Genomic DNA, 14,258 nt, shown 5'->3' on the forward strand with positions numbered 1-14,258 from the left:
GCCATGACTATGGACAGCGGAAGCAGGCTACTCGATTACACCAACAACATAGAACGAGGCAAAATAATTCGCTGCCACCCTTCCAATGAAGATCTCCTAGATCTCATGGTAATTGAGCTTCATCACAAAGACGAGCGCCGCTATGCCCTGCTCAACGTAACAGGTTATAAAGCAGGCCTTGTCTACGTTATCCTGCCGAAAGACTCCCAGCCATCAAACGAAGAAGGATACGCAATAGACAAAGACTGGCTGATATCCAACTGGAATAAATGGGGATATTTTAATTGCCACATAGAGAAGGTCCAAATAATAGAAAATCTCTAAACCAGACGACCTCCACCAACCCAACCATTCGGAAATCAATTCAAACAGAGCAATTTCAACACGATGATGAGGGAAAATTTTCACCCAAAATGAAGTGAATCTTCATCATAAAATAAACAATCAGTCAAAATTGAATAAATTGTGCGGCCCATGGGACTCTTATGACGAGGCGATTCGTGCCATCTTGCAAATCCACAAGACATCAGTCAACGATTGCAGATAATTGAATTAATTCCAGAAGATTTTTAATCCCAACGGTGTCGAAATAATCTATTCCAAGCAGAAAGGCCTATTCATCCAACTCACTGTCATCAAGGACAGCAGGCCGGCCACGGCGACGATCCTATTCCCCATCGTTGCGGAGTTCGAATGCGTAGGGATGAACCTCTACGAGTCGAAATACGGGGATATCAAGATAGCCCCATCCCTCAACGCGAAATCTGACCCGGCCTTCTACAGGAACGCGGACAAGGGAACCTACGCCGGAAAATTGAAAATCTACGCCCCAAAGCAAAGGCTCGGGCTCGAGGAATACTATATCCCCGGCAACGACTCATTCACCAGGGTCATGGCATCGCCATATATCACGTGCAAATCGACAGAAGTCAGCCCCATCCAGCCTCTTCTTGAAGGCCGAGCCATTCCACGTCACGCCCCCGGCGGCGTCCCGCTCCGCGCAGCCTGCATCCCCGCCAGAAATGCCCGGAACTGTCGCGCCTGGCGCTTGAGCTGGTAATCCATCTCGGCCAGCCGGTGCACCACCTTCTGGGCCATGCGCGATTGCAGGCCCGCGGGTGCGATCTCCAGGTAGGCCTCCGATTCCGAGCCGTCCCGGCGCACGACGGCGCCGGCCTTGCGGGCGATGCGCAGCATGGCGGTGTTTTCGCTGAGCGCGTGGATGAACACCATGCGCACGTCCCGGTTGCGCGCATGCATCACGGCGCGCTCGAAGAGCCGGGCGCCGAAGCCACGGCCGCGGGCCTGGGCGAGCACGGAGACGCCGAACTCGGCGCAACCGCGGTGCTCGGCCGCGTCACCATAGGCCAGGTGGGCGACGGCGATGAGTTCGAGCCGCCGGTTGTAGATGCCGAAGACCTCGTCCCGCACGAAGTCGAGCTGTTGCACGTAGCGCAGCACCTGTTCGTCCGATGCGGCGTAGCCGAAGCGCAGGTAGCGGTCGCCGGGCTCCAGGCGGAGCAGGTGGACGGCGATGCGCCCGCGGTGCTCGGGGCCCAGCGAGCGGATGGGCACCACGACGGGCGCACCGCGCCGCACGGGCTGGCGCGGGGGGCGGGTGTCGGTGGCAGGCGCAGGCATGGTGCGAATTTTAGGGTTTCCCCCTAGCACATGGCGTGCCGTGGCCTGGAAACCACGCAAGCGACGAACTCACGAGGTTGCGGGCCCAGGCCCCTCCAGACGACCTACCCTCGCGCCCCAGTTGCTACCTATTCAATAGCAGGCAGCTGTCGCCAATGTGTCAGACGGGCACCGCAGTCGTGCTCTTCACGCGGTCGAGCACGAAGCTGGTCTTGCAGTCCTGCACGCTAGGGTGCTTGAGCAGGGTGTCCATGATGAAGCGGCTGTAGTGGGCCATGTCGGCCACAACCACGCGCAGCAGGTAGTCCATCTCGCCCGTGAGGGCGGAGCACTCCACCACCTCGGGCCAGGTCTGGACGCTCGCGCGGAACAGGTCCATGGGGTTGCGCTTGTGGCTTTCGGTGTGCTTTTCCAGGCGGACGTTGAGGTAGGCCGTGAGGCCCAGGCCCACGGCCTCCGGACGCACCAGGGCGACGTAGCGGTCGATCACGCCGGCATCCTCCAGGCGCTTGGCGCGGCGCAGCACCGCGCTGGGCGACAGGCCCACCTGCTCGCCGATGACGTCGTAGGTTTCGCGGCCGTTGTCCTGAAGGCAGCGCAGGATCGCCCGATCAAGCCGGTCCAGTGCGTGGGAAGCGCTCATGGCACAGGATTCTACGAAGCCCAGCGCGTGCAGGCACGGCCTGCCGGCACCTCCCCGGGTTTGTCCGGGTGGAACGCGGCCATGGGCGGCGAATAATGGAATTCACAAAAAAAGAACGGTCGTTCTTTTTTGTGCACATCACTACAACGACGGAGACAAGCAACCATGAACGGAACCCTTCGCGGCCTCGGCCGCTTCAGGGCGCTGGCGGCGCGCGCCGCCCTCGCCTTTTCCCTCGGCTGCGCATTCACCGCGCCGGCCGCCCATGCGCAAAGCGGCTACACCCAGACGCGCTACCCCATCGTGTTGGTGCACGGCCTGTTCGGGTTCGATTCGGCCCTGGGCGTGGACTATTTCTACGGCATTCCCGATGCCTTGCGCCGGGACGGTGCGCAGGTGTTCGTGGCCCAGGTGTCGGCCACCAACAGCACCGAGGTGCGCGGCGAGCAGTTGCTCACCCAGGTCAGGCAGGTGCTGGCCGTCACGGGCGCTGCCAAGGTGAACCTGGTCGGGCATTCCCACGGCGGCCCGACCATCCGCTACGTGGCGGGCGTGGCGCCGCAACTCGTGGCATCGGTCACGTCGATCGGCGGGGTGAACAAGGGCTCCCGCGTGGCGGACGTGGTGCGCGGCGTGGCGCCGCCGGGCTCGGTGTCCGAAGCGGTGGCGAGCGCCGCGGCCGGTGCGCTCGCGCAGGTGATCAGCGCTGCCTCGGGCGGCTCCGGCCTGCCGCAGAAGCCGACGGCGGCGCTCGATTCGCTCACCACGGCCGGGGCGGCGGACTTCAACCGCCGCTTTCCGCAGGGGCTGGCCAGCGGCTGCGGAAGCGGCGCCGACGTGGTGAACGGCGTGCGCTACTACTCCTGGACGGGTACGCAGCCGGTCACGAACGTGCTCGACCCGAGCGATGCGGGCCTGGCCCTGCTGGCGCCCGTGCATGGCGAGGCGAACGACGGGCTGGTGTCCGCCTGCTCTTCGCGGCTGGGCCGGCACCTGGGGGACTACCGGCAAAACCACCTCGATGAAATCAACCAGCTGGTAGGGCTGCGGGACCTGTTCTCTCCCGACCCGGTGACGCTCTATCGCCAGCACGCCAACCGGCTGAAGCTGCAGGGGCTCTGACCGATGGCTGCGGCACGCGGGCGGATGGCGGCTGCGCTGCTGGCGGCCGCGGCGCTGGGCCTGGCCGGCTGGTGGGTACAGCGCTCCACGGCGGGCGGTGCCGGCGAGGCGGGGGGGCGCCCTGCATCCCGCCCGGCGGCGGACGCCTCCACATCCGCGCTCCGGCCGTCCGGCGGGCCCGATCCGCGGTTCCTGGCGCCGCGCTCCGCGGCCGAGCTGGAAGTGCTCCAGACCGACCCGCTGCTGGGCGCGGGCCTGCGCGACACGCTCGAAACCTTGCTGCAGGAAGCCCTGGACGCCGGGCCGACCACCGACGCGGCCACGCTCAAGCGCCGGCTGGAGGGCCTGGTGGACCGCCATTTCCCGGCGGCGGTGCGTGAGCGTGCCCTGGCGCTGGCCGGCCGTTATGTGGACTACCGCGCGGCACTCGGCACGGTGACGCCGCCTGCGGACCTGTCCGACCCCAGGGCGCTGCGGGCATCCATGGAGGAGCGCGACCGGCTGCGCGAGCGTTTCTTCGAGCCTGGCGAAGCGGCCGCCTTGTTCGGCGGCGAAGCAGAGCTGGACCGCCACACGCTCGCGCGGCTGGAGATCCTGCAGGACGCCAGCCGCTCTCCGCAGGAGAAGGCCCGGGCGCTCCAGGCCGCCGAGGATGCATTGCCCGCCGGACTGCGCGCCGCGCGGCAGGCCTACGCCACCCCGCAGGCGGTGGCGGAGCAGACGGCCGCGCTGGATGCCCGCCAGGCCGACGACGCGACGCGCCATGCGGAGCGCAGCGCCCGCTATGGCGCGGCGGCGGCCGACGCCCTGGCGCGCCTGGACGGCGAGGAGCGCCAGTGGCAGCAGCGGCTGGACCAGTACCAGCAGGCCCGGGCCACACAGGGCGACGGCCCGGCGCTGCAGAAGCTGCGCGAGCAGCTGTTCACGCCCGAAGAGCGGCTGCGCGTGGAAGGGGCCCTGGCGCTGCGGTCCACGCGCCCCGGCGCGGCGGGCGGGGGCTGAGCGCCGGCCCTGGTGGCCGTACGGCCGGGCGCAGGCTGCGCACCGCGCCGCCATGGCGCAGTTTTCCTGCACGAAGCTGGAGCCGCCGCGATGTTTACGCCAGAAACATGAGCCTGCGTGCGCCTACAGTGGCATGACGCAGATCAACGCGCCAACCCCGGAGACAACGCATGAACACCCCACTGCCCCACCCCGCCGTCCAGGACACCGCCGCCTGGGAGAACCCGATGGGTACCGACGGCTTCGAATTCATCGAATACGCCGCCCCCGATCCACAGGCCATGGGCCGGGTGTTCGAGGGCATGGGCTTCAAGCCCGTGGCACGCCACCGCCACAAGAACGTGACGCTCTACCGCCAGGGCGAGATCAACTTCATCATCAACGCCGAGCCCGACAGCTTCGCGCAGCGTTTCGCGCGGCTGCACGGCCCCAGCGTCTGTGCCATCGCCTTCCGCGTGCACGATGCCAAGGCCGCCTACGAGCGTGCACTGAACCTCGGCGCCTGGGGCTATGCCGGGCAGGCCGGCCCGGGCGAACTGAACATTCCCGCCATCAAGGGCATCGGCGACAGCCTGATCTATCTCGTGGACCGCTGGCGCGGCAAGAACGGCGCGAAGCCGGGCGACATCGGCAACATCGGCTTCTTCGATGTCGATTTCGAGCCGCTGCCCGGCGTGACGGCCGAGGAGGCGCTGAATCCCAAGGGCCATGGCCTGACCTACATCGACCACCTGACGCACAACGTGCACCGCGGCCGGATGATCGAATGGGCGAACTTCTACGAGCGCCTGTTCAACTTCCGCGAGATCCGCTACTTCGATATCGAAGGCCAGGTGACCGGCGTGAAGAGCAAGGCCATGACCAGCCCCTGCGGCAAGATCCGCATCCCGATCAACGAAGAGGGCAAGGAAAAGGCCGGCCAGATCCAGGAATACCTGGATATGTACAACGGCGAGGGCATCCAGCACATCGCCATGGGCTCGGACGACCTCTACGCCACGGTGGACGCCCTGCGCGGCGCCGGCGTGCGCCTGCTGGACACGATCGACACCTATTACGAACTGGTGGACAAGCGCATCCCCGACCACGGCGAGAGCGTGGAGGAACTGCACAAGCGCAAGATCCTGATCGACGGCAAGAAGGACGCGATCCTGCTGCAGATCTTCAGCGAAAACCAGCTGGGCCCGATCTTCTTCGAGTTCATCCAGCGCAAGGGCGACGACGGCTTCGGCAACGGCAACTTCAAGGCGCTGTTCGAGAGCATCGAACTCGACCAGATGCGCCGCGGGGTGCTCCAGGGCGCTTGAAAGAACGCCTAAAGCCACCTGCAAGCCGATTGACGTAACCAACTGCATCGGCATGGCACCCGTCTCTATACTGCGCCCTCCCAATGAGCACGGAGAGAGAGACACCCATGTTGCGTCGCAGTTACCTTTTGGCCGTCCTGCTGGCGGGAGGGGCCTGGAGCGTCCAGGCCCAGAACGCCTCGGCACCGCTGACCATCATTGTTCCGTACCCCGCCGGCGGGCCCGTGGACGCGTCCGCCCGCATCGTGGCGGAAGGCGTGCGCGGCGCGCTGGGCCCGGTGGAGGTACAGAACAAGCCGGGGGCTGGCGGCACGACGGGCGTGGCACTGGTGGCCAAGGCCCCGAAGGACGCCAACTGGCTGGTGATGGGCGCGGTGGCGACGCACGCGGTGAATCCGTGGCTGCAGAAGGCTTTCCCGTACGACCCGCTGAAGGATTTCAAGCCGATCGCGCTGGTGGCGCGCACGCCCAACGTGCTCGTCATGGACGCGGAGCATGCCAAGTCGCTGGGCATCCGCACGACCGGGGAACTGGTGCAGTACCTCAAGAAGAACCCCGACCAGGTGCGCTACGGATCGGGCGGCAACGGCAGCATCGGCCACATCGCGGCCGAGATGTTCAAGTCGCTCACCAATACGCGCGTGGCGCACGTGCCCTTCCAGGGATCCGCGCCCGCGCTCAAGGCCCTGCAGTCGGGAGAGGTCGCGTTCGTGTTCGACAACCTCGCCTCGTCGCTGCCGCTGATCAAGGCCGGCAAGCTCAAGGCCCTGGGCGTGACCACCCTGGGCCGGGACGACGAGTTGCCGGACGTGCGCAGCATCAACGACGAGGTGCCGGGATTCAACGTGGTGACGTGGTTCGGGCTGTTCGCCCCGGCCTCGCTGCCCGACGCCGACGCCCGCCGCTATGCGGCGGCCATCACCGCGGCGATGAAGGTGCCTGCCAGCGAGCAGAAGCTCAAGAAGATGGGCATCGACGCCGAGGACCTGACGCTGGAGTCCTTCGGCCAGTTCGTGCGCGCGGAGCATGCGAAGTACGGCTTCCTGATCAAGGCCGCGAAGATCAAGATGGACTGACAGCGCGGGGCGCCCTGGCATGGGCATTCCCGTGCATTGCATAACGAGGAGACATGCCATGGGACAAGCCCCCGTCGTTTACGGCCAATCCGACCGCCCGCCGCGCGGCGACTACGCCCGCGCCGGCAGCGACTACACCTGCGCGCAGGACTATGCGGCCTATACGCCGCAGGACCACGACACCTACCGGCGGCTGTACGCCCGCCAGTCGGCGCTGCTGCCCGGCCGTGCGAGCGAGGCCTTCATCGCCGCCCTGCCCTCGCTGGGTGCAAGCGACCGCATCCCCCGCTTCGACGAGATCAACGAGCGGCTGCAGCGCGCCACGGGCTGGGAGATCGTGGGCGTTCCGGGCCTGATCCCCGAGGTGCCCTTCTTCACGCTGCTGGCGAACCGCAAGTTCCCGGTGACGGACTGGATCCGCACGCCCGAGGAGTTCGACTACATCGTGGAGCCGGACATCTTCCACGACCTGTTCGGGCACGTACCGCTGCTCTTCAACCCGGTGTTCGCGGACTACGTGCAGCGCTACGGCCAGGGGGGCCTGAAGGCGCACGGGCTCGGTGCCTGCGAGATGCTGTCGCGCCTGTACTGGTACACGATCGAGTTCGGCCTGATCCGCGAACGCGGTGCGCTGCGCGCCTATGGTGCGGGCATCCTCAGTTCTTCCGGCGAACTGGAGTATTCGGTGAACAGCCCCGAGCCGCAGCGCCTGCCGCTGCAGCTGGAGCGCACCATGCGCACGCGCTACAAGATCGACACCTACCAGCAGACGTATTTCGTGATCGACAGCTTCGAGCAGCTGTTCGCGATGACGGAGCCGGATTTCGGGCCGGTGTACGAGCGCCTGCGCGGGCAGGCCGAGTTCGCCGCGGACGAACGCGAGGCGGTGGCAGCCTGACGACCTGAGGGGCCGGCCGATCGCTCCGGCCGGCTCTCAGCCGCGCCGTGCCACGGCGCGCACCGCCAGTTCGGTGCGACTGCGGGCATGCAGCTTTTCCATGATGCGGCTCACGTAGTTCTTCACCGTGCCTTCGGCCAGGAACACGGCCGCGCCGATCTGCTTGTTGCTCAGGCCGTCGGCGATGAGCTGCAGGATGCGCTCTTCCTTGCCGGTCAGCGGCTCCTCCAGCGGATCGGCCGCCGGCCGGGGCGTGGCGGCGCCCGATGTGGCCGGCGACGCCGGTGGCGGAGCCAGGCGCCGGAATTCCTCCATCACCTTGCAGGCCACGGCCGGCGACAGGCGCGATTCGCCACGCTGCACGGCGCGGATGGTCTCCAGTACCTCGTCCTCCGCGGCGTCCTTGAGCAGGTAGGCGCGCGCGCCGGCGCGGATGGCCTCGAACACGAGATCGTCGTGGTCGAAGGTGGTCAGCACCACGACCCGCACCGACGGCAGCCGACCGGTGATCTCGCGGGTGGCGACGACGCCGCTGACGCGCGGCATCTGCAGGTCCATGACGACCACGTCCGGCACCAGCGCGACCGCCTGGTCGATAGCGTCCTGGCCATCCACGGCCTGGCCCACGACCTCGATGTCGGGCTCCATGCCCAGCGTCATGGCCAGCGCGCGCCGGATCAGCGGCTGGTCGTCCGCGATCAGCAGGCGCAGGCTGCCAGCGCGGGAAGGCGTGGATTCGCTCATGGGGAGTCTTTCGGGTCCTGTGGGGAAGTGGAGGCATTCTGCCGCGACGGCGTATCGTCCCGCAGGCGCGTGCCGAGGCGCTCGTGCAGCTCCCCGACCCAGGCGGACGGCAGGCGCGCCGTGAAGAAGCGCAGCACCGCGGCCACCGCCAGCGCGGCCTGCTCGGGCGTCAGGCCGGCGGCAGCGCCCACGGTACGGATCAGTTCCTCTAGCATGGCAAGATGGTCCTCGGCTCCAATGTAGGGCGCGCATACGCGCGTGCACAGTGACGACCGGCACCATGACGTCATCTTCTGTTCCCGATTCCATCCCGCCCTCGCGGGCCGCGGCCTGGCTCGGCAGGCTGCACCCGCGGCGCAATCTCGCGGCAGCCATCGGCTGGTCGATGCTGGCCCTCGTCGCTCTGGCCTCCCTGGTGGCGGGCCAGCTGGCCGCCGCCGATGCAGAACGGGCCGAGCGGGCCGCCACCCAGCGCCTCATGGCGCAGTTCGCCACCCAGGTCCGGAGCGGGCTGGACATGGGACTGCGCCTGCGGGTGGCGGTCCTTCAGGTCACGGCATCGCAGATCGCCGTGTCCGGCGACCAGGGTGCGCAGCCGCTGCGGCTGCACCTGGAGGCCCTGCGCGCGCAATTCCCCGAATTCGCCTGGCTCGGCGTGACCGATGCCGGCGGAAGCATCCGCGCCGCGGCCGGCGTGCCCCAGGGCGCAGGTCCGCCGACGTCGCCCCAGGCACAGGCGGATGCCCTCGCGGAGCCGTTCCTCGGCGGTGCCTCCGGCCGCGACGGGTCCCGGGGCCGCGCGCTCGATGCCGCCCTGCCGATCGCGCACGGCCAGGTGCTGGTCGCGCAGCTGTCCCGGGACTGGATCGGACGCTTCGGAGACGACCTGCTGGCAGGCCTGGGAGCACAGCGCCCGCCCGAGCTGCTGCTGATCGGCCCGGACGGCTCCGTGCTGACCGGGCCCGCCGGCTGGATCGGGCGCGACGTTGCCGGCATGGACCTGACCGAGGGTGGCCGTTTCGTCGTGGGCCGCCATGGCCCCGCCCTGCCGGAGGGCCGCGCCGGCTGGTCGGTGGCGGTGCGGCAGCCGGCGGACATTGCGCTGGAGGGAGTGGAGCGACTGCGCAATACGGTGCTCCTGACCGTGCTGCTGGCCGGCCTGCTGGCAGCGCTCTGCGCCCCGCTGCTGACGGGATGGCTGACGCGCCGGCTGAACGCGCTGGCCCAGCAGGCGCAGGAGATCAGGGAAGGCCGGCGCGGCGACATCGTGGCGCCGCCGGGCCGGGACGAGGTCGGCCACATCGGCGCGACCCTGGCCGCGCTGGTCGCGCAGCTGCAGGCGGAGAAGGCCGCGCTGGCCTCGCTGAACGCGGTGCTCGACCAGCGCGTCGCAGAGCGCACCGCGCGCATCCAGCGCATGTCCGAAGAGGCACGGGCCGCCGCAGTCACCCGCGAGCGGCTGCGCCTGGCGCGGGACCTGCACGACACGCTGGCGCACTCGCTGATGGCCCTGCTGCAGCAGATCCGGCTGGTGCGCAAGCTGGGCGACCGGATGGGTCCGGAGGACCTGGCCGCGGAGCTGGGCCGCGCGGAGGAAGTGGCCGCTTCCGGGTTGGCGGAGGCACGGGCAGCGATCACGCAGATGCGCCACGGCAGCGTGCGCGAGAAGGGGCTGTCCGCCGCCCTGCGGGATCTGCTGGCCCGCTTCGGCGAGCGCACCGGACTGGCCACGGAGTTCACCGCGACCGGCGCCGCGGCCGATCTTGCCGACGAGCGCGCAGAGACGCTATACCGCATCGCCGAGGAGGCGCTGCGCAACATCGAGCGCCACGCGCAGGCCCGCACGGCCGCGGTGGACCTGGCGGACGAAGCGGGCCAGGCCGTCCTGCGGGTGCGCGACGACGGCCGGGGGTTCGACCCGCAGGCACCGTGCGCCGGCCACTACGGGCTGGTGGGCATCCGCGAACAGGCGGCCCTCGTCGGTGCCGCGCTGTCGATCGGCAGCCGCCCGGGCGCGGGCTGCGAACTGCGCGTGGCCTTCGCGCCCTGACGTCCGGCACCACCAGATCGTGACCCGGCAGTGACCGTGGGCACTGCCGGGTGCCGCGACCGGAGCCTAGATTGCACCCCGTGGGCAGGCGGTGCGATGGGCGCGCCGCCCCGGCCCCGGATCCATGCCAAGGAGTGCACCATGCTTACCACCAAGACCACCTCCCGCCACGCCACGCTGGGCGCCGTCGCCGTCGCCGTGCTGATGGCCGCCGCCACCCTCCCGGCCCGGGCGCAGGATGAACTGGTCCTGCTCGAGAAGGAGCGCACCACGCTGTACGAGAACGGCGGCATCGGCCAGACCGAGCAGGCCAGGATGCGCGCCACCGCGCAGGACTGGCCGCTGCGCATGACCTTCTCCGAGCACAAGGACAACGAGTTCACCGCCGACGTCAAGCTGCTGGTGACCGACCAGCGCGGTGCGCCGATGCTGGTGCTCAACAACGCCGGGCCGATGACCTACGCGATGCTGCCCGCGGGCAAGTACCGCGTGACGGCCACCCAGCATGGCGTGACCGAGTCGCGCGAGGTGACGCTGGACGGCAAGCGCGGCCGCGACGTGTACTTCCACTGGACCGGCACGCCGAAGGTCGCTCCCTGGAACGGCCAGTCGGCCGGCGCCGTCGCTCCCGCCGGCTGACCGCCTCGGAGCTCCCCCTGCCCCTGCCCACGCGACCGGCACGGCCGGTGGCATGCTCCCGCCCCGCCCCGCCCAGCCCTGCAACGCGGGGCTTTTTTGCGTGCGTGCGCGGCGCAGGCCGCTGCCACCACTACCGTGCCGCTCGTGATGCCCGTGACGCTGCCGTGACCTTCGGCACGCCTCGGGCCATGACGACATGCACTGGGCGCGCGCGCTTCCCGTTCCTACAGTGAAGACACACCGGCAGCGGGCGTTGCCGGTCCCCCCATCACAGGAGCCACGCCATGAATGCCATCCACCGCAACCAGGCCAACAGCATCGTCGTCGCCGTCTACGAAGCGCATCCGCAGGCCGAAGAGGCCATCCGCAAGCTCGCGCAGGCCGGGTTCGACATGAAGACCATCTCCATCCTCGGCAAGGACTACCACACGGAGGAGAACGTGGTCGGCTACTTCAATGCCGGCGACCGCGCCAGGTTCTTCGGCACGCTCGGCGCCTTCTGGGGCGGGCTGGCGGGCCTGCTCTTCGGATCGGCCCTGATGTTCGTGCCGGTGGTCGGCCACATCGTGGTGCTGGGCCCGGTGGCCGCCACCATCGCCAGCGGCCTCCAGGGCGCCGTGCTGGGCGGCGGCTTCAGCGCGCTGGTGGGTGCGTTGACCTCGCTCGGCGTACCCAAGGATTCGGTGCTGCGCTACGAAACCGCCCTGAAGGCCAGCAAGTTCCTGGTGCTGGTGCACGGCGATGCCGGCCAGGTCCACCGCGCGCAGCAGGTGCTGGCCGCCGGCAGCAGCGACGTGCAGATCCACGGCGCCGAAGCCCCCGCCATCGCCGATGCCGCTGCCTGACGGCACCCGCGCCTTCGTCCACCCCTGCCCTGTCATACCGAAGGAGATCCACCATGAACCCGCGCCGCTACCCCGTCGCCATCGCCGTCCTGGCGCTGCTCACGCAGATGCCGCTGGCCGCCCTGGCCCAGGCCCCTGCCGCCGGCACCGCTCCGGCAGTCACCGCCCCAGCCAAGGCCGATGCCGCCGCTCCGGCCGCCGGGACTGCGCCCGCCGACTGGATCCAGTACGACGACATCAGCGTCACGCCGGTGGTCGACGGCGTGAGCCGCGCGATCGCCGACGCGCGCGCCGCGCTGGCCGCACACGACCACGCCAAGGCCGCGGATGCACTGCAGGCCGCCGCACGCACGCTGCAGACCCAGGCCGACCAGGCCACGCGGCAGGACCGCACGCAGGCCGCGGCAGACGCCAGGGATGCCCGCAACACGCAGGTCCGCATGGCGGCGCTGGTCCGGCAGCTCGACCGGACGGCCGCCCAGGTCCGGGCCGGAAAGATCGCCAGCACCGCGGACCTCGACCGCACTTTCGACAAGGCGCAACGCGCCGACCTGGACCGCCGCTGGGTGCTGACGGACGTGCAGACCTGGTATCCGCTCACCCGGGAGCCCCAGCGCAACTTCGTCGCCGCGCTGGACGACTACGCCCACCAGGACTACCGGGCGGCGGCAGTGAAGGTGCGGCAGGCGGCGGCTTATGTCCGCCTGGAGGCCGGGCGCGCGGACGGCGACGCCCGCAGGGCGCTGGAGCGCACCGGCGCGGAACTGGACCGGACAGCCGCGGCGCTCGACCGCGGCGGCGTCGAGACCGAACAGGATCTGCACACGACCTTCGCCCGGGCCGACCGCACCCTCGCGCTGGCCCACCGCGAGGAGGCCGCCGAGTCCTGGGCCCGGAAGGCCTACGACAGGGCTGGCTACGAACTCAAGGCGGCAGCGCAGGGCATGGAAAACGCCGCGGCATGGGGCAGCACGGACGTGCGCGCCGCGGCGGCCTCGGCGGCGTCGGAAGCGCGCACCGTCGGCGACAAGCTCGCCAGCGGCGCCCATTGGACGAAGGACGAGGTGGGCCGCGGCTTCGACGCGGTCCGGCACGGCCTCGCCCGGCTGGAGCCGACCGCCCATGCCACCGCGCCCGCCGCCACGCCCGCGAACCCGGGTTGAACCCCCCAGGCCCCATCCCCGCCCTTGACCCCGGAGAGATACCGCCATGACACACAACGCATCCCGCGCAGCCGCCGCACTCGTCGCCGGCGCCGTCCTGTCCACCCTCTGTGCCTGCAGCACCCTGTCCACCGGCATGGGAGGCGGCGATCTGCAGCGCAAGGGCCAGCCCGGGGAACCGGTGCTTTTCTCGTGGAAGAGCCGCGACGGCGGCATGAGCGGCACGATGGTGGGCACCCTGCCGAACGCCACCTACCAGGGCCCCTTCTTCCAGATCACGCAGCAGACGGAGCGCGAAGCCGTCGTTCCCCTCTGGGATGGATGGGCGCAGGGCTGGACCGACTGGCCCTACTGGGGCTGGGAGGGAGACTCCGGTGCCTATGTGTGGCACCAGTTCTCCACCCGCTACACCGGCAAGGTGCTGGCCAACCTGCGCTCCGATGGCGGCCAGTACATGCGCTGCCGGCTGCACCTGGCCGAACCTGCCCGTGGCATGGCGGGCGGCGGCGAGGGCGAATGCCAGCTGCAGGGCGGCGGCACGGTCCACGCACGCTTCTGAGTTCTGCCCCGGCCCTCATCCTTCGCGCCGTGGCGGGAGGGTTCGCATGCTGCAGGCGCCGGAGCCCTCGGCGCTGCGAGGATCGGCCCAGATCCATCCTGCCGGCGACCCGCTCCGGACGCCACCATGGCGGGCGGCCGGCCCCAACGCACGAGGAGCCGCACCATGTCGCGTGTCAACGGCATCACATCCCACCTGCTGCGCCCGCCCCCGGGGCTGTCGCCGGCTTCGCTGGCAGGCGCCGTCGCCCCCGTCGCGCCGCTAGTCCGGCGCTTTCCTTCGCCCGCGCCCGAGCCCACGGTACCGGGCGTCGCGCGCCGCACTTCGTCGGCCGCCTCGATGCCGCCCCGTGCCGCTGCCGGCCTGCTGGCCGGACCGGAAGGGTTCGCCCGGCATGGCCGGCTGCCGCCGCAGTTCCGCGCAGGGGGACAGGCCCGGGCCTCGCGGCAGGCCACCCATGGCACGCCGCTCTGGAGCCCGCGCCCGGCGGCGGAGGCGCTTGTGGCGGCACGCTCCGGTACGCTGCTGCACCGGCAGCCCCTCGCCGCCTGAAACGCACCCGCTCCGAG

Annotated in this window: 16 protein-coding genes; 12 read left to right on the forward strand and 4 right to left on the reverse strand. The window is 69.4% G+C overall.

Annotation, left to right across the window (positions count from 1 at the left end):
• The first annotated feature begins 3 nt into the window (after nt 1–3).
• The gene (gene imm45, locus ACGHC0_RS21185) at nt 4–324 is read left to right on the forward strand and encodes an Imm45 family immunity protein (RefSeq protein WP_415266668.1); all 321 of its coding nucleotides are present in this window, start codon (nt 4–6) and stop codon (nt 322–324) included.
• Between the two features lie 648 nt (nt 325–972).
• Here imm45 and ACGHC0_RS21190 read toward each other — a convergent pair.
• The gene (locus ACGHC0_RS21190) at nt 973–1,641 is read right to left on the reverse strand and encodes a GNAT family N-acetyltransferase (RefSeq protein WP_368352811.1); all 669 of its coding nucleotides are present in this window, start codon (nt 1,639–1,641) and stop codon (nt 973–975) included.
• Nucleotides 1,642–1,801: 160 nt separating this feature from the next.
• Nucleotides 1,802–2,284, reverse strand: coding sequence for an Lrp/AsnC family transcriptional regulator (locus ACGHC0_RS21195; RefSeq protein WP_013596422.1), 483 nt, complete (start codon nt 2,282–2,284; stop codon nt 1,802–1,804).
• A gap of 165 nt (nt 2,285–2,449) precedes the next feature.
• On the opposite strand from ACGHC0_RS21195, the gene ACGHC0_RS21200 reads away from it, so the two are divergent.
• The 5 genes from ACGHC0_RS21200 to phhA all read left to right on the forward strand — a co-directional run bounded on the left by ACGHC0_RS21200 (nt 2,450) and on the right by phhA (nt 7,689).
• Nucleotides 2,450–3,406, forward strand: coding sequence for an esterase/lipase family protein (locus tag ACGHC0_RS21200; RefSeq protein WP_368352812.1), 957 nt, complete (start codon nt 2,450–2,452; stop codon nt 3,404–3,406).
• Nucleotides 3,407–3,409: 3 nt separating this feature from the next.
• Nucleotides 3,410–4,408, forward strand: coding sequence for a lipase secretion chaperone (locus tag ACGHC0_RS21205; RefSeq protein ID WP_415266669.1), 999 nt, complete (start codon nt 3,410–3,412; stop codon nt 4,406–4,408).
• Nucleotides 4,409–4,578: 170 nt separating this feature from the next.
• Complete coding sequence (gene hppD, locus ACGHC0_RS21210) at nt 4,579–5,715, forward strand: 4-hydroxyphenylpyruvate dioxygenase (protein WP_368352814.1); 1,137 nt, start codon at nt 4,579–4,581, stop codon at nt 5,713–5,715.
• Between the two features lie 107 nt (nt 5,716–5,822).
• Nucleotides 5,823–6,791: a Bug family tripartite tricarboxylate transporter substrate binding protein gene (locus ACGHC0_RS21215; RefSeq protein WP_368352815.1), complete on the forward strand. Its 969-nt coding sequence runs from the start codon at nt 5,823–5,825 to the stop codon at nt 6,789–6,791.
• Between the two features lie 58 nt (nt 6,792–6,849).
• A complete protein-coding gene (phhA, locus tag ACGHC0_RS21220) occupies nt 6,850–7,689 on the forward strand; it encodes a phenylalanine 4-monooxygenase (protein ID WP_041827599.1) in 840 nt (279 codons plus the stop codon).
• A 36-nt stretch (nt 7,690–7,725) separates the two neighbouring features.
• On the opposite strand, the gene ACGHC0_RS21225 is transcribed toward phhA, so the two are convergent.
• Both ACGHC0_RS21225 and ACGHC0_RS21230 read right to left on the reverse strand, forming a co-directional pair.
• The gene (locus ACGHC0_RS21225) at nt 7,726–8,433 is read right to left on the reverse strand and encodes a response regulator (protein ID WP_415266670.1); all 708 of its coding nucleotides are present in this window, start codon (nt 8,431–8,433) and stop codon (nt 7,726–7,728) included.
• A complete protein-coding gene (locus tag ACGHC0_RS21230; protein ID WP_415266671.1) occupies nt 8,430–8,648 on the reverse strand; it encodes a hypothetical protein in 219 nt (72 codons plus the stop codon). The genes ACGHC0_RS21225 and ACGHC0_RS21230 overlap by 4 nt, the downstream gene beginning before the upstream one ends.
• A gap of 65 nt (nt 8,649–8,713) precedes the next feature.
• Here ACGHC0_RS21230 and ACGHC0_RS21235 point away from each other — a divergent pair, with 65 nt between their 5' ends.
• The 6 genes from ACGHC0_RS21235 to ACGHC0_RS21260 all read left to right on the forward strand — a co-directional run bounded on the left by ACGHC0_RS21235 (nt 8,714) and on the right by ACGHC0_RS21260 (nt 14,241).
• Nucleotides 8,714–10,483, forward strand: coding sequence for a histidine kinase (locus tag ACGHC0_RS21235; RefSeq protein ID WP_415266672.1), 1,770 nt, complete (start codon nt 8,714–8,716; stop codon nt 10,481–10,483).
• A gap of 141 nt (nt 10,484–10,624) precedes the next feature.
• Complete coding sequence (locus ACGHC0_RS21240; RefSeq protein WP_415266673.1) at nt 10,625–11,122, forward strand: hypothetical protein; 498 nt, start codon at nt 10,625–10,627, stop codon at nt 11,120–11,122.
• A gap of 284 nt (nt 11,123–11,406) precedes the next feature.
• Nucleotides 11,407–11,967, forward strand: a complete 561-nt coding sequence (locus tag ACGHC0_RS21245) for a general stress protein (RefSeq protein ID WP_415266674.1) — start codon at nt 11,407–11,409, stop codon at nt 11,965–11,967.
• 53 nt (nt 11,968–12,020) lie between these two features.
• The gene (locus ACGHC0_RS21250; protein WP_415266675.1) at nt 12,021–13,130 is read left to right on the forward strand and encodes a hypothetical protein; all 1,110 of its coding nucleotides are present in this window, start codon (nt 12,021–12,023) and stop codon (nt 13,128–13,130) included.
• 46 nt (nt 13,131–13,176) lie between these two features.
• Nucleotides 13,177–13,689 carry a hypothetical protein gene (locus ACGHC0_RS21255; RefSeq protein ID WP_368352823.1) on the forward strand — a complete coding sequence of 171 codons (513 nt, stop codon included), beginning with the start codon at nt 13,177–13,179 and terminating at the stop codon, nt 13,687–13,689.
• Nucleotides 13,690–13,854: 165 nt separating this feature from the next.
• Nucleotides 13,855–14,241: a hypothetical protein gene (locus tag ACGHC0_RS21260; RefSeq protein ID WP_368352824.1), complete on the forward strand. Its 387-nt coding sequence runs from the start codon at nt 13,855–13,857 to the stop codon at nt 14,239–14,241.
• Nucleotides 14,242–14,258 lie beyond the last annotated feature (17 nt).

It is taken from the genome of Acidovorax sacchari, assembly GCF_042847045.1.
GTDB lineage: Bacteria > Pseudomonadota > Gammaproteobacteria > Burkholderiales > Burkholderiaceae_C > Paracidovorax > Paracidovorax sacchari.